The following is a 16,018-nucleotide window of genomic DNA, read 5'->3' as shown; positions in this document are numbered from 1 at the left end:
TAATAACATTGAATAAATTAGCGGTATTAGCTTTCTCATTACTTCTCTTTTTAAGTGCCATATTATGGTACCTAGCTAAAGGCTCATTAGATGATTACTTGAGAAGCCAAGTGATATTACAAGGACATTATTATAGCGGACAACAAACGCGTATCGGTCAAGCTCAATATATACCAGAAACCAATATTGCGCTGTTTAGTCAATTTTCTCTTACTAATTTAAAAGGTTACACTCAATCAGAGGCACTTATTATTGATAAAATTAGTGCAGCTTTACTCAGTCCACAAGAAAGCACTCAGCCACAGCAATTAACTCGCGGTTTAAGTGCTAGCCAAATAATTACCGTGGAGCAGTTAACTTTAAATAAAGTGTCGGTTAACTTTGAGGTTCGAGATAACAGTACCAGCAACATAGCTAACTTAAATAAGTTAGTAACACTACAACTCGCTAAAGATTACCCTGCGCTTTACCCTAATGTAGCAGCTAAACTCTACGCAAAAGAGCACCCAGAGTTAGACGCTGAACTTATTAAAAAGTCACATGTAGCGACAGCACCAAACGAAAAAACAGAAGTAAACAAAGCCGTTATTGCTTCAAAAGCAGAAAGAAAACAAAATAAGCTATTAGGCAAAGCTAAAACCCGTATCGCTGTACAAGCTATTATTATTAATGAGTTAACCTTAACCGTTACTCAAAATAAGCAAACTAAGGTGTACTCATTTAAAGGCGTTAGTTTAGGTGAGGTTGGCGATGTAAATGGTTTAGCCAGTAATCAAGTAGGCGGCGAAATACTTAGACGCTTATTAGAAAAAGTACAAGCCATGAAACCATAGCTTGTACTCTATCGTTTTAGCCCCAATTAACCACCGAGTCAAAGGGGCTGAAACAAAAAAACCTTATTTAATTAAGAATTAACGGCGCTTTTAAGACACGTTACAATCTTATAATAATTACCTGATAAACTTTCACTTATACAACCTAGATCAAGTAGCATTAACTCATATTTGCTATAGTAGCGTTTATATTGGCTATGATAGTATTTTATAAACTCAGCAAGGCGAGCTACTTTTATGTCACTGACAACGGTTCAATTAATTTCCGTTACCGATCTAAACGGTAACTACACTTATGTTAATAATGATTATTGTGAAACTACAGGTTATCCAGAAGAGACCTTACTAAACACTGATACTCGCCGCTTAACTCATCACAAAATGCCTCGGTTAGTGTTAGAAGAGCTTTCAAGTACACTCGCACAAGGCTTATCATGGCAGGGCTTATTACATATCGAAGGCAATAACAAACAAGAACTCTGGTTTGACACCTTCATTACCCCGCAATATAGTCACGGTAAAGTAATCGGCTATCAGTCAATTAGTACTTTGGCAAAGCCAGCGTTAATCACAAACGCAAAGCATATATATCAAGCACTTAATAACGAGCAGTCATGGGCTACTTTTGAGTTCACTAAAAACCATAAGTTTGCTTTTTTAATTTTACTCTCACTTATTGCTCAAGGTTTTATTTATGCTTATTTAGGGCTAGCCGCTTCGATTGTTGCAGCCTTAAGTGCCATCACTCCTATTTTAGTGTTTTGGTCTGATATTATTCCCACCGCAATACGGGCTAAAAATATCCAAAACACCTTTGACTCCATTTCACGTAAAGTCTATTTTGGTAAAGGTACGGCGAGCGTTTTTGACTTTACTTTTTCATTACTCAAAACCAAAATAAGAGCTATTATTGAACGAACTCTTGATGCCGCAGCACCAATAAAGTCGGTAATGAATGCCGTCAGCCAAGGATTAGAGCAAAACAGAACAACATTAGCCCAACAAAAGCATGACTTAGCTCAATTAAGTGATGCCATGGAGCAAATGCAAACCTCAACCGAGGATATCGCTAAAAATACGGTAAGTGCCGCTTATGATCTTGAAAAAACCTTCAGTCAATGTGAACAATCTCAAGACAGCATTGCTCAAACCACTGACAAAATTAAGCAGCTCGCTCATGCTGTAGAAAACGCCTCAAGTTCAGCCGATAGCTTAACGCAATCTGCCAATAGTGTTGGCGAGCTTATGCAAGAAATACAATCTATTGCCGATCAAACTAACTTACTTGCCTTAAATGCCGCTATTGAAGCTGCACGCGCGGGTGAACACGGTAGAGGCTTTGCGGTAGTTGCAGGAGAAGTAAGAAGTTTATCGTCTCGCACTCAAGAGTCAGCGTTAAAAATACATCAACGACTGACCGCAATGCTCGATACTATTGCGCAATGGGTATTATTGATGAATAAAAATAAGGAAGAAGCTAATTACTGTGTTGAAAGCGCTGAAATATCTCATCAAAGAATAGATGAAGTAGTCAACAGCATGCAAAACGTTAATGTTGCCGCCATGCAAATATCTAGTGCCGCAGAGCAACAGTCTATGCTTTCCAATGAAATTAATGATCACCTGCACGGCATTGCCCAAACCACTGAAACAACTTGGCTTGAAACAGAGAAAGTCTCAGAACAAATGCACACCTTAGCACAAAGTGTTGAAGAAATTAGTGACTTAGCGAGTACTTTTGTGCCGCAAATTAATAAAGGATAATTTGATGATGTCATGGAAAAACAGCGAAAACCGTTATGGCGCTTTATCTATTAGCATGCATTGGCTAATGGTAGTACTGATGATTTTCGTGTTTGCTTCAATTGAGTGCCGCGTATTTTTCGAAAAAGGTACAGAAGCACGTGATCTGTTTAAAATGTGGCATTTTATGTTAGGGCTATCTGTATTAGTGTTAGTTGTTGCACGTATCTATTTACGAATAAGTCAAATCGCCCCTAAAATCACGCCGATGCTTTCAACGTTACAACACACCGCAGCAAAACTAGGCCATATCGTGCTTTATACTTTTATGGTAATAATGCCAATTATGGGCTGGTTAATTCTAAGCGCAGAAGGAAAAGTCATTCCTTTTTTTGGCTTAGAACTGCCGCCATTAGTTAGCCCCGATAAAGCCTTAGGTCATGATATTGAAGAACTACACGAAACTTTTGGGTTAGTTGGCTATTACTTAATAGCCTTGCACGCACTTGCTGCTTTGGTCCATCATTATTGGCAAAAAGATGATACATTAACGCGGATGCTACCTCAGCGAAAAAACTCAAACCACTAACCTTAGCTACTAACCTTCACCACATAATAAATAACAAACGGCGTTATTAACAATAAGTAACAGAGGTAAAATAAATTCTTTTTACCTGCTGTGTCTTTGAGTTAACTCCCCTTATCATGCAATGGAATATGTATATGGAAACATTAAGAGAATGTTTGGCAATTTTTATTTTTATGTTAGCAGTCGCCCTTATTTATGCTGTAATAGATGATTTTTCTTGGGGCAGCGTGTTAACCAGTGTTGGCTGTTTTATTATCGCTTACTTTATTTGGCCCAGTAAACGTCGAGGTCAAAGAAACCAAGAAAATCGCTTTGTTGATATTATCGAAATTATTATTGAACTACCCGTAGAGTTTTTTATCTGGATTTTACGCTTTATCGGTCGTATCTTTCGCAATAAAGATGGTAATGTCGACTTAGATATTGATATCGGTCTATAAGGTTAAGTAAATATGATAAAAGCACTCGATAATACCAAGCTAAGTCTTGCTAGCCCAATTTACAACGTTTTCCAAAGCGCTTACCAAGTAGAGGCTAACCTTATTGGTACTCTTAATTTCCCGCCATTATCAAGAAGCGTTGAAGATATTCAAAAATCACTAACGCACTTTTATGGTTTTTATGTTGATGAAGTTTTAGCTGGTGTTATCGAAGTTACTGTAGAAAGTAATCGTTTACATATTAATAGCCTAACCGTTGCCCCTTCCTACTTTAAACAAGGTATCGCGAGCCAATTAATACGTTATGCATTAGCAACGTTTGACTTTGTACAAGCAACAGTAGAAACAGCAGTTGTTAATGCACCTGCTATTGCACTATATCAAAAACACGGTTTTATTGAGTTTAAGCGTTTTACCCCAGATCATGGTATTGAAAAAATAGCCATGGAGCTTAATCACACCTAATCAATTCAGCTCAATTCAGCTCAGCTCAGCTCAGCTCAGATCAATTCAGCTAAACTCAATTCAGCTCAATTAGCAATCGCTTTTTCTCCGTTTTTTACTTAATAATCAATCAACTCCTAAAAAGTATTCCAATTAGCTAAAACTTTCCTAGAAAACATCTTAACCATAACACCAAGTAACAATAGTTATCATTTAACATTAACAAAGAAGGTGAAATTCTCTCGTCTTCACTAGCAAAAGCTAGTGGTGTTAGAATGCTCGATAATGCCACAGTGCAGCTAATTGCTAAGGCAAACCCTTCACCTAAACCTCCAGCACATATTTTAAGTCAACGGTTATCAATTGAAGTACCGATTAGGTATTTTATTCGTTAGAATAGCGCTTTATTATGGTAAATAAAGCGCTAAATACTAGCTCTATTTGAAGGTAAAAATACCACGTGACCAAATCAATATTAATAACCGGCTGCTCAAGTGGTATCGGGTTAGATGCTGCATTGGCATTATCAATCAGAGGTTATCAAGTTTTTGCAACCGCGCGTAACCAAGCTGATGTACAAAGTCTACAAAACAAAGGCTTAAATGCCTACCACCTTGATTTAACTGACATGAACAGTATTGAAACTACCGTTACTGCCATATTAAAAGAAACTGGCGGTAGCTTAGATTTTTTATTTAATAATGGAGCTTACGGTCAACCGGGCGCATTAGAAGACTTACCAACGCAAGCACTGAAAGCACAGTTTGAAACCAATGTGTTTGGTTGGCACGCACTAACCAAAATGATTATTCCGGTAATGCGTAAACAAGGTCATGGGCGAATTATTCAATGCAGCTCAGTATTAGGCTTTGTATCTATGGCTTATCGCGGTGCTTATAACGCCTCAAAATATGCTATTGAAGGCTTAAGCGATACCTTACGCTTAGAGTTAAAGTCAGCCAATATCTCAGTGATTTTATTACAACCTGGTCCTATTAACACTCAGTTTAGAGCCAATTCATTAAAGGCTTTTCAACACTGTATTGATGCTAAAAATAGCGTTTATCATGTTCAATATCAGCAGCAAATAGTTCGACTTTCGAGTGAAAGATCAACCGCTGCATTTACGTTAGAACCGAAAGATGTAACCAAAGCGCTTATTCATGCTCTAGAGAGTAATAAACCTAAAATTAGATATCGAATTACCGTACCCACTAAATTGTTTGCAGTTTTTAAACGTATTTTACCAACGCACTGGTTAGACAAGCTATTATCAAAAGGCTAGGGGCTGTTGATCTTTCGCGGTTAAATTTTGTTCGAGATAAAAGCGTTTTAATCGCGGCGGACAGTGTGTTGCCTAGTCATTCTAAGCAAATACTGTTCAACAAAGAATAAAACGCTTTTAGCCGAATCCTTCGGACAGCGTTTGTTGGTCATTTTTACTGCGTTATCACCTTTTTATGTGGAACAACCACACGACAAAGGCTCTGCCTTGTATAAATACCCAACAAAAAGCTGCAAAAACAATCTCGAAAGATCAACAGCCCCTAGTAGTGTTTATGCTAATTTTTATATAAACAGCAAATCAACATGAATAAAGCTCCTTTATTTATGTTGATGAAGTATTAATGCATCAACTCTTCATCACTTTCAATAAATTCAGTAATACTACCATTTGGGTGTAAATCGGCAATATACTCAGGCGAGCCATCTTCATTAAGCTCCAAATAACCTAAGGCCGCTTTAGGCATCAAACGCTGATGACCTAAGCTCAGTGGTTTATGTTTTTTCTGATCACCACTCTCATTTTTGGTAACTAACTTTCGCCCGGTTACACGCATAGCACGGCGTTTAGTAAATAAGTTTAGCGGCGAATAAGGCCCATAAAGCACACGGTTCAGACGATCTAAAATACCAATAAGTGGTTGTGGAAACTGGTTTTTAATACCGCTGGAAGTAATTTGCCAAATTTTAGGAGAGTTACGGCTAAAACGTAGTTCAATGTCGTAAACAAAAGAGTAATGCACATCGCCTGATAATATAACAAAATGTTGTGGCGTTTTCGGGTGTTTAAAAATATTTAAAATAGTACTGGCAGAGCCTGAATGTGCCATCCAGTTTTCAGCATCAACCGCAAGTGGTTTACCTATGATGGTTGCCATGCGCTGAATGGTTTCAATCACTTTAACCCCAAAAATAGGCGCAGGTGAAGCAAGTAAAATAGCATCATGGCCAATCAACTCTTGCTGTAATTCACATAACGCCTCCCAGTCCATTAACCCTGAAGGCTCAGCCAGTGATTGCTCTGAGCGCCAGCGCCGAGTTCTGCTATCAAGTACCACTAATTTAGGCGAGGTATCAACAGTGTATTGCCATTGAGAAAAGCCAAGTAGGTAATCAATCACATTATCTTGGTTTTCAGCATTAGGGGATTGTTGATAGTTATTCATCATTTGCCAGAAGTCGCCTTTGAAATTCTTAGGTTCGTTACCCCACCCTTGGCATAGCCAATAAGCAAATAAACTATTTCCAATAATGCGTTTGGCTAATGGATTTTCATAAACCGCTTGTTCCCACTGCGCTGTTAAATTCCAGTCATCGGTTACATCGTGATCATCAAAAATCATATAAGTAGGGATATGAGCTAATAAGCGCTGAACATTAGCTAAACCTTCAATAAAACCTTCTAAGGCAGCCACTTCATTTTGATGAGTTTTTTCATGCTCTGCAGGCACACTAAAACCTGTTAACTCAACTTCTTGCCACAGTGTCGGCGACCAAACTAATAAGTACATTGCCATCATTTCAGCAAAAGTGATTAAATGGTTATGTGCATACGTTGAAGTAAAAATAGGTTGTGCCGATGATGGACTATACCACGGACTTGATAGTGTCGTTCTAGGTAAAACGTTTTCACGTTTAAAGTACTTGTCGGTTAACTGGTACAGCTGCTCACTATCGGTTAACGTTATGGTATTCGCTTTAGCTGGCCGCTGGTACGATTTTTTATTATTATCTGACTTTTTAGCTGAGCTTATACCTGAACTTATGCCTGAGTCTTTGGGGTGGTTTTCTTCATCAACAAAGTCAACATTAGTAAATTTTTCACCATATAAGCCCAATAATTCAATAACTTGATGAATAGCATACAAAGTAGCGCCTGCAACATGATCCGCATAAATTTGATCACCGTTCATCATCAATAGTGACGGCCTTTGTGTCACATCGGTTAATGCGTCTGCGACTTTTTTATCGCCCACTAATAGGCTATCACCACTACTGTTATGTGGGTTTCGACACGAGCCATGTAATAAGTTAGTAATAGTTGACTGAATAATAAAAGAAGGTCTAGTGCAATTATCATAGGTTATATGCGGCACTGTTTCTGATAAAGGTTTACGCACTTTTTTATCTGTTGCGGTTATCAGCAGGTCATATTCAAGGTAGGTTTCGCTCGGTAGGCTAATATCAATATCGAGTAAGTGTACCACCGCGTATTCGCCTACTCTAAAGGTTGATAAGTTATCACTCGTTAACTCAACCGTTAGTATTTTTTCATCTTCCTCAAAACAACAGAACTCCCCTTGACACTCATAGGGACTTAGCCACCATAATACGAGTTGCTGCTCGGTTAATCGGCGTAATATCGGCCCTGCTAAAATATCTGCTAACACCTAAAAAACACCTCTACTACTAACAATTAATAAAAAATAAAAGCCTGTTATCCCTTACTTTACAGGTAATAGCAAGGGTAACTTGTTACTAAATTTATCTTCTTAAACCTTAAATGGTAATTTAACGATACAAGCTTTCCACAATGATTTTTATACCTTGTACGCACTCGGTCTCACTCATTGCAGCAAATCCCAAACGAACAAAACGATAATCCTCCTTTTCGCTATCTGTAGCTAAGCTGAATTCAACTTCGGTTTGTAAGTAAACGTTTTTACTTAACAGCGTTTCTTTTAGTCCGACGATTGATTTTCCCATATTAACCCAAAGCGCCATACCTCCGGCAGGACAAGTAAAAGATATTGGCAGTCCTTGCTGCTGATAACCTTTTAGTACATTAATCATAAAGTCACGCCGCTTGTGGTATAAACGGGTCATTCGCCTTAAATGTCGCTCAAAACCACCTTGTTGCATCCATTTAGCCACCGTTTGCTGCATCATAACGTTCGTTTTATGATTAATTAACGCTTTATAGGCTGTTAATTTAGCGATTAACTCTGTATTTGCCACTACGTAGCCAATACGCGCACCACCAAACATCAATTTAGAAAAAGTAGACACATAAATCACTAAACCTAGCGGATCGTCTGCCGCCATAGGTGCAATGGGCTGACTGTTATAATGAAATTCATGATCATAATCATCCTCAATAATACCAACGCCATATTGAGCAGCGAGTTGGTAAATTTTCATTCGTCGACTTACCACTAAAGTCACTGTCGTTGGGTATTGGTGCAAAGGCGTTAAATAAATCAGTTTGATATTGCAATGGGATAATTGCACCGCCAAATGCTCAGGTATAATGCCATATTTATCTTGCTTAATAGTGACTAAGTTAGCGCCAGTACTTTTAAATGCAGCCCAGGCCGGTGGGTAGCCACGCTCTTCAACAGCTACTCCATCACCTACTCCCAGCAATAATTGTGAGATTAAATAAAGCCCTTCTTGTGAGCCATTGCAAACTAATAGCTCTTTATTTTTGATCGAACGAACACGCCTTAAATACTTAGAAATTTCACTAATTAGCTCAGGCTCGCCTGCCGAGTCACCATAAGATAATGAAGGTATTTTAGGGCGCTGACAAAAATCATTAAAACAGCTTTTAAATTCATCAAAAGGAAAGCTATTCATATCAGGGTAACCGCCAGAAAAATTGTAGCGATAATCACTGGCCTTTTTAGCTAGCGATACTGCAACAGTTGCTTGACGACGAAACCGCCATTGAAAAGTCGCTGGATTTATTTCATTGATCACACTTTTATTACCCTTTTTTATGATAATAGGGCTCAGCGACTTACTTGTTTGAATAGGTAAAGCAGCCGCAACACGATAACCCGAGCGTAATTTTGTTTCTAACCAACCTTGAGCGACCAATTCAGCTAACGCTGCCATTACCGTATGACGGTTAACATTAAGCTGTTTAGCAAGTGTTCGGCTTGAAGGTAAAGGCTCATCTGGCATCAAAAAACCTTGCTTTATCGTCTCTCTAAACGCTGCTGCGATTTGTAAGTACTTAGCCTGCTTTTTAACGGTGATCATTTGCTGCGCGAGGTATTGCTTTTCTAAATTAAGAGATAGGGCTTTCACTTTGGTATAGCTACTTTATATTTTTTGGTTGTAGTTGTTATACCAAAAATAACGATAATCACAACATACTTAATATATACACCTCGTAATTTATTTTGCCATCCAGAAGGAAATGACATGTTAACGAAAACAATACTCGAAAGTCAGCTTATTAAGCTTGAGCCGATGACCCTTGCACACCTCAATGATTTTTACTTCGCAGGAAAATCCCCTAAAGTATGGCAGCATATGCCGACAAATCGCTGTCAAGATAAAGCAACCGCTCAAGCTTGGATGCAAATAGCTATTAATGAGATGAGCCAAGGGCAACAACTTGCTTTTATAACGCGCGATAAAGTGAGTAATACTGTGGTCGGCTCAACGCGGCTTTTTAGGCTCAACCAGCAAGATAAAACTATTGAAATAGGTCATACCTTTATCACTCCTTCATATCAGCGGAGTTATGTTAATTCTCACGCTAAGTTTTTAATGCTTCAATATGCTTTTGAGGTATTAGGTATGGTGCGTGTTGAAATTTGTACTCATGAAAATAACCAACAATCACGCAGTGCCATCACTCGCATAGGTGGCACCTTTGAAGGAATATTACGCAAGCATAGGCGTAGCCCTTGCGGTTACTCTCGTAATACGGCGATTTTTAGTATTATTGACGATGAATGGCCGAAGATAAAAGCTCATTTACTCAAAAGCGGTAAAAGTGAAGAGGAGTTTTGCTATGTATCCAGCTAAACATTTCATAATTGGTGCTAACCGCTTAACTCATCACTGTAAAATTGAACTTCCACTCATTAATTTAATTGAGCAGAACCCGTTAGCGACATTGATTGTTCAGCAAACCTTATCGACTGAGGTTGTAAAGAGCACAGTGACAAACGCTTTAACAAATAAACCACTACACATTAGCCATATACCTTGTCACTTCAAACAAATAAAAGATCAAGAGGATCATCAGAAAAACAAACAACTTATCACTCATGTAAGTAATCAGCATCCGTTAGCAAAAATGTTAATGGCAAACAGAGATAGCAAGCAAAATGATATTGACAATATTTGTGTCAACTTAGTGTTTCACGGAGAGCAAGGCTATATTTCACCTAATGATCTTACTGCACAAAATAGAGAGGATCATAAAGTACCAACGTGGAATTATTGTAAAGTACAGTTAACCGCTGTGGCTACCGAGGTGGCCGATGAAGCACAAAAATATCACTTAATGAGTCAAACCAGTCAGTATTTTGAGCGCAATAGTGATAATCCATGGCTAATCACTGATGTTCCTGTCAGTGCAATTAAACAAATGCTAAAAGCGATTACTTTTATTGAGTTAACCATTACCATGATTGAAGGAAATTTTAAGCTAAGCCAAAACAAGCCAAACGTAATTACCAAGCAGTTAGCACAGCAGCTAATCGTCAAAAATAATGCACCTTTGGCAAAACAAATGCTAATGCAAATATCAAATAATGAACTAAAAAAGTAATGAACTAAAAAAGTAATGAACTAAAAATGCCTAGTTTATTGAATAATAAGCAAAGCAAGTGATACCGTTACGTTATTAACGTTGAAAAACCTGACTATACTACTTTAAAATAAGTAGGCTAAACTTACTTTATAGACGGATAAGGTGTCACTTTATGTTCAAAACATTGCTACTCAGTCTATTATTTTTAATAAAAATAACATCAGCTGTAAGTGCTGAGGAGAGTAGCTTTAAAGTAGTTTTTTTAAACCCTGGTCACGCTAAAGAGAATAGTACCGGAAGCTTTTGGCCAAACGTCAGCTTATTTATGGATGCTGCTGCAAAAGACTTAAATATAGAGTTGATCACCTTATATGCTGAGCGAAATCATATTGTAATGAAGTCACTCGCAACAAAAATACTTGCTCACGATCCTAAATATATTATTTTAGTTAATGAAAAGGGGATGGCTTTAAACCTTATTAAAGAGCTATCCCCCCATAATATCCCTGTATTCATGTTATTAAATAGCTTTAGTGAGCAAGAGTTAAGCTTATTAAACAAACAAGAGCAAAGCATTATCAAGGGGAGTCTAGTCCCTAATAATTACCTTGCTGGTAAAAGGCTAACAGATGGTTTACTGGATATTTACTATGCGCCATCAAATAAAGAAAAACATCGCCCTTCGCCAAACTTATTAGCGCTAACGGGCGACTATAGTACACCAGCAGCTCTTGAACGGGAGCAAGGCTTATTAGACGCAATAAAAACAAGGCCTACGATAAATATATTAGATAAAACCGCCGCTAATTGGTCTAAAGAGCAAGCTTACAATAAAGTAAAAGGCATATTACATCATGCCCGTATAGATATTATTTGGGCCGCCAACGATGCTATGGCATTTGGCGCAAAAAAAGCGGTAATGGAATCTGCGCTTAGCAACCCTGTTATTATTGGCGGGGTGAACTGGGATATAGATGATATAGACTACCCTGTTAACTTATCTTTTGGCGGGCATGTCACCTTAGGAGCATTATCGTTAGTGATGCTTAAAGATATTGAACAAAACAACTTACCTGTTGCACAACGCTTTAAAGTCATTGATATCTTTGAGTCGAGTTTGCACACCACTTTTACACCTTTTACCAAGTACTTACAGTTAAAAAAAATTAACAACTTTAACTTTTCGAGGTTTTCTCAAAGCTCAACACAACGCTTAAACGTTACCATAGAGGGCTTAATTCAAAGCTATCAAGAAGATTAACCTTTACATTCGTTACACATGATATTTTTCAAGACTGCTAAATAAAAAAGTAAACGATAATAAAAGTAAACGATAATAAAGGTATAGTACTGAACAAGTGCTGCTTCACTCAGCAATACACATGTTTATTACTTTATTAACACTATACTGAGCTTATGCCATTATTTATAAAGTATTTATTACTAACCTTATTAACATCATACTCTTGTTTTGCATTAGCTAAATTTGACGAGTGTAAAACCTCATTAAGACTATCATCAACATCTGAATGGTACCCTTATATTTATCAAGATGAAAACGGGGTAAGTACAGGTACTGATGTTGAATTACTCTCACTCATTTTAACGCGTATGGGATGCAAGTTAGAGGTTTTCCACTTTCCTGAACGTCGTGCCTTATTAGAATTAAAGCTTGGGCGATTTGATATTGTACTGGGCGCTAGTAAAACGGCAGATCGAGCTAAAGAATTTTTTTATTCAACCGCTTATCGTAATGAAATAAACAAATTTGCCTATCGCGCAGATGATGCTGATATCACACCGACAAAAAGCTTACAGCGGCTATTAAACTTGAACAAGATCATAGCCATTAATTATGCGGGTTGGTATGGCGAAGAAATCGAAACAGCTAAAAGTAAATACCCAAACTTCAGTTATAGCCCTACAACGACTAATCGGTTAAAAATGTTACACTTAGGTCGTGTCGATGCCGTAATAGATGACGAAATGGTATTATGCAGTGAGTTACAGCGTAATGATTATCGCAATATAGTTATTAACACTGAAGTCCTTTTTGAAACCCCTATATATTTTATTTTTAACAAAGAGTCCGTTACCCCTGAGTTTGTGACAGAGTTCAATAACACCCTCGAGAGTATGAAAGTTGATAAGAGTTTAGCTGAACACTTTTATCAACAACTCCCTAAACGCTGCAAAGCAGAACTGGCAACAAGCTGAGCAATAATATTAAACCTTCAAACAAAACACTCTTTTAGGAGTTTAGGCTTACAACGGCAACTTAATTACTGTTAATGCTTTTTAAGCTCATTCGCTTTAAGTAGCATTAATTTGCTTTCTTCCAAGAAAGTTTCAGCATAATCACCAAACCAATCAGAAACGTGCTTGAACATATCAACAAAGGCATCTTTGTCATCTTGCTCAACATCTTCTAATAACTCTAAGAAACGATAAGCAAAGCGCTTCATCATATTCACATTTTCTTTGTTTGAGAAAATAATATCTGCATACAGTACTGGGTCTTGCGCAAAGAGTCGCCCAACCATAATCAGCTCTAAGCGATAAATAGGTGAACTCATATCTACCAGTTTTTCTATATCAGCACCTTCAGCCATTAAATGATAGCCGTAAGCGATAGTAGAAAAATGACGCATCACTTGCACCATTGACATCGCTTGATCATGCTCATGGGCTTCAACGGGATAAATTTTTGCTCCCCACACTTGAAACTGTTGTAGTAGCCACTGATATTTTTCAGGAAAACGCCCTTCACAAGCAATAATTGTTTGCTTAATTAACCCGGTTACATCAGGACCGAACATTGGGTGTAAACCAACGACAGGTCCTTGGTGCGCTTTTTTCATTTCATACAAAGGTGACTCTTTAATGCTGGTTAAATCAGCCAAGATACAATCAGAAGGTAATTGATTTAAATGATGAATAACCATTGAGGTTAGGCGAATAGGCACCGCAACAATCACAACACTGGCATCAGCCAAAATAGCTGCGCTATTTGGCCAATCTTCTTGTTCAATAATCGCCACTTGATAATTTGAACGAGTAAAAAGATCAACAAAAACACTGCCTAATTGACCTTTACCACCAACCACAACCACTTTGTTGCAGTCGGGGTTTACACAACGATAACCGCTCGCATCTTGACTTACGTAGGAGTCGCGCATTAAACGGCGCAGCACATCTTCAATAAGCGCTGGAGATAAGCCCGCTTCGCTCGCTTGTTGTCGGCGTTTTTTAAACAAGCTCGCCTCACGTACAGGGTCATAAATAGGCATCCCAACACCGCTTTTTAACTCACCCACTTTAGTGGTAACGCTTAAACGTCGACGCAATAAATTGACTAACTCACTGTCAATATCATCAATTTCATTACGCAATGCATTAAGCTTATTATCAAAATCAGCATTGTTGTCAATATTACTCATAAATTCCTATTCTTTAAGCTTCCAACGAGCTATTTTTAATCACTATGCAATACGTGCGCTTAAACAGCTAGACAATTTAGTATTAGCATCAGCTAAGAGTTGCTCTGTGGTTTCAAAATCAATACAAGCATCTGTTACTGACATACCATATTGTAGCGCTTCTTTAGGTAGTTCACTGCTTTGATTACCCGCAACCAAATTACTTTCCAGCATAATACCAATAATAGACTTATTACCAGCACAAATTTGTTCTATAACGTCATTGGCAACAATACTTTGGCGAGTGTAGTCTTTGGTTGAATTACCATGACTACAATCAACAATAATTGTTGGGTCAAGCCCTTGCTTCGCTAAAGCTTCTTCACAGGCTAAAATACTATCAGCGTCATAATTTGACTTGCCGCCACCGCCTCGCAAAATCACATGGCCATCGGGATTGCCAGAGGTTTGAATAAGTGCCACCTGCCCTTCACGATTAATGCCCATAAAATGATGTGGAGATGCCGCTGACTGCATTGCATTAACAGCAACACCTAAACTACCGTTTGTGCCATTTTTAAAACCAATAGGCATAGATAAACCACTCGCCATTTCACGATGCGTTTGCGATTCAGTAGTACGAGCGCCAATAGCAGACCAACTAAATACCTCTGCTAAATATTGCGGGCTAATTGGGTCAAGTGCTTCGGTTGCTAACGGTAAACCTAGCTCTGTTAAGTACAAAATAAGTTCACGTGCTTTACGTAAACCTGTTTCAACATCAAACGAGCCATCCATATGCGGATCGTTGATTAAACCTTTCCAGCCAACTGTAGTGCGTGGTTTTTCAAAGTAAACACGCATCACTACATATAACGAACCTTGATATTTGTTATGCAACGCTTTTAACTTTCTCGCATAAGCTTTAGCCGCTTCAACATCGTGCACTGAACATGGCCCAGAAATCACTAATAAACGAGGGTCTCGTTTGTGAACAATATCAGCAATAGTTTTTCGAGCTTGTAATACAAACTCTCGACCACTGTCTGACAAAGGCAACTCTGCTCGTAAAGCAGCTGGTGTAATTAAAACGTGCTCAGCATTAACGTGAATGTTATTAGCACTATTTTTTACTGAATTATTTGCTATTGCAGTAACTGAGTTGGAGGCGGTCATGGCTGTTCCTTTTAAATAAGTTATTAGGGTAGTCCGCTAACTAAATAACATGAGCCGAATATCAAGATTTACCTTAACCATTACACTGTGTTTTTAACGCTACACAGACAAGAAAAACCAAAAACAAGAAATCGTAAACAATTATTTACGCGATTTGTAATTATAATTTTACATTCTTTTTTGCACTTGTATAGTGCTAATTTGTTAAAAACACCTTAATTTGAGTAAAAACTTTAAAAAAACTCGGTAATGCCCCCCTCAATGGCGTAAAAGTGCGTTAAAAGGAAGAATTAATCTGAATAAAGTAGATCGTCTTGCGCTTTGTTGGTGCATAGCTTAAATTGAGATAGTGCATAAAAACAGACACAAGAACGCAGACACAAAAAACAAGCAACTCATACGAAAAAGGGTTTACTAGGGAGTGATATGGTACTTATTGACGTAGTATTAAGTGTATTGGGGTTAGCTCCTCCCCAAGGCCTCGCGGACTCAATGAGTCAGTCAAAAACATTAACCTTAATGGTAGTTATTGGTTTGCTTTTATTTGCTGGTTTTATTGGCTTTTAGTTTATATGGCAGGCCTATCATAAAAA

General features: G+C 38.0%; 17 protein-coding genes. 13 read left to right on the top strand and 4 right to left on the bottom strand.

Annotation, left to right across the window (positions count from 1 at the left end; translation table 11 throughout):
* Positions 1–8: 8 nt before the first annotated feature.
* The 8 genes from ABD005_RS14075 (at position 9) to ABD005_RS14045 (ending at position 5,643) form a co-directional block, all read left to right on the top strand.
* A complete protein-coding gene (locus ABD005_RS14075) occupies positions 9–833 on the top strand; it encodes a hypothetical protein (RefSeq protein WP_343818201.1) in 825 nt (274 codons plus the stop codon).
* A gap of 237 nt (positions 834–1,070) precedes the next feature.
* Positions 1,071–2,597: a methyl-accepting chemotaxis protein gene (locus tag ABD005_RS14070; protein ID WP_343818199.1), complete on the top strand. Its 1,527-nt coding sequence runs from the start codon at positions 1,071–1,073 to the stop codon at positions 2,595–2,597.
* A gap of 7 nt (positions 2,598–2,604) precedes the next feature.
* Positions 2,605–3,165 (top strand): cytochrome b, encoded by a 561-nt coding sequence (locus ABD005_RS14065; protein WP_343818230.1) that lies wholly within the window; start codon positions 2,605–2,607, stop codon positions 3,163–3,165.
* Positions 3,166–3,299: 134 nt separating this feature from the next.
* Positions 3,300–3,605: a hypothetical protein gene (locus ABD005_RS14060; RefSeq protein WP_215979349.1), complete on the top strand. Its 306-nt coding sequence runs from the start codon at positions 3,300–3,302 to the stop codon at positions 3,603–3,605.
* A gap of 12 nt (positions 3,606–3,617) precedes the next feature.
* On the top strand, positions 3,618–4,070 hold the full coding sequence (locus tag ABD005_RS14055) for a GNAT family N-acetyltransferase (protein ID WP_343818196.1): 453 nt from the start codon (positions 3,618–3,620) through the stop codon (positions 4,068–4,070).
* Positions 4,071–4,267: 197 nt separating this feature from the next.
* Positions 4,268–4,444, top strand: coding sequence for an energy transducer TonB family protein (locus ABD005_RS18195; RefSeq protein WP_425544906.1), 177 nt, complete (start codon positions 4,268–4,270; stop codon positions 4,442–4,444).
* A gap of 65 nt (positions 4,445–4,509) precedes the next feature.
* A complete protein-coding gene (locus ABD005_RS14050) occupies positions 4,510–5,334 on the top strand; it encodes an SDR family oxidoreductase (protein WP_343818194.1) in 825 nt (274 codons plus the stop codon).
* Positions 5,335–5,397: 63 nt separating this feature from the next.
* Positions 5,398–5,643: a hypothetical protein gene (locus ABD005_RS14045; protein WP_343818192.1), complete on the top strand. Its 246-nt coding sequence runs from the start codon at positions 5,398–5,400 to the stop codon at positions 5,641–5,643.
* Between the two features lie 31 nt (positions 5,644–5,674).
* Here the strand turns inward: ABD005_RS14045 and ABD005_RS14040 are convergent, their stop codons facing one another.
* Positions 5,675–7,723, bottom strand: coding sequence for an alkaline phosphatase D family protein (locus ABD005_RS14040; protein ID WP_343818190.1), 2,049 nt, complete (start codon positions 7,721–7,723; stop codon positions 5,675–5,677).
* A gap of 121 nt (positions 7,724–7,844) precedes the next feature.
* Positions 7,845–9,320, bottom strand: a complete 1,476-nt coding sequence (gene pdxR, locus ABD005_RS14035; protein WP_343818228.1) for a MocR-like pyridoxine biosynthesis transcription factor PdxR — start codon at positions 9,318–9,320, stop codon at positions 7,845–7,847.
* A gap of 165 nt (positions 9,321–9,485) precedes the next feature.
* Between pdxR and ABD005_RS14030 the strand changes: the two genes are divergently transcribed.
* From ABD005_RS14030 to ABD005_RS14015, 4 genes are all read left to right on the top strand, one after another.
* Entirely contained in the window at positions 9,486–10,097 is a 612-nt protein-coding gene (locus tag ABD005_RS14030; protein ID WP_343818188.1) for a GNAT family N-acetyltransferase, read from the top strand.
* Complete coding sequence (locus tag ABD005_RS14025; RefSeq protein ID WP_343818186.1) at positions 10,084–10,848, top strand: FMN-binding negative transcriptional regulator; 765 nt, start codon at positions 10,084–10,086, stop codon at positions 10,846–10,848. The genes ABD005_RS14030 and ABD005_RS14025 overlap by 14 nt, the downstream gene beginning before the upstream one ends.
* Positions 10,849–11,002: 154 nt before the next feature.
* Complete coding sequence (locus ABD005_RS14020) at positions 11,003–12,091, top strand: ABC transporter substrate-binding protein (protein WP_343818185.1); 1,089 nt, start codon at positions 11,003–11,005, stop codon at positions 12,089–12,091.
* A gap of 155 nt (positions 12,092–12,246) precedes the next feature.
* Entirely contained in the window at positions 12,247–13,047 is an 801-nt protein-coding gene (locus tag ABD005_RS14015) for a substrate-binding periplasmic protein (protein WP_343818184.1), read from the top strand.
* Between the two features lie 71 nt (positions 13,048–13,118).
* Here the strand turns inward: ABD005_RS14015 and tyrA are convergent, their stop codons facing one another.
* Positions 13,119–14,270, bottom strand: a complete 1,152-nt coding sequence (tyrA, locus tag ABD005_RS14010) for a bifunctional chorismate mutase/prephenate dehydrogenase (protein ID WP_215979357.1) — start codon at positions 14,268–14,270, stop codon at positions 13,119–13,121.
* 42 nt (positions 14,271–14,312) lie between these two features.
* A complete protein-coding gene (locus ABD005_RS14005; RefSeq protein ID WP_343818181.1) occupies positions 14,313–15,425 on the bottom strand; it encodes a 3-deoxy-7-phosphoheptulonate synthase in 1,113 nt (370 codons plus the stop codon).
* A gap of 426 nt (positions 15,426–15,851) precedes the next feature.
* Between ABD005_RS14005 and ABD005_RS14000 the strand changes: the two genes are divergently transcribed.
* Positions 15,852–15,992 (top strand): hypothetical protein, encoded by a 141-nt coding sequence (locus ABD005_RS14000; protein WP_343818180.1) that lies wholly within the window; start codon positions 15,852–15,854, stop codon positions 15,990–15,992.
* The last annotated feature ends 26 nt before the right edge of the window (positions 15,993–16,018 follow it).

Origin of the sequence: Colwellia asteriadis (assembly GCF_039523295.1) — a bacterium.
Classification (GTDB): domain Bacteria; phylum Pseudomonadota; class Gammaproteobacteria; order Enterobacterales; family Alteromonadaceae; genus Colwellia; species Colwellia asteriadis.
The sequence above is the reverse complement of the archived record's forward strand: the minus strand, read 5'-3'. Positions and strand labels throughout refer to the sequence as shown.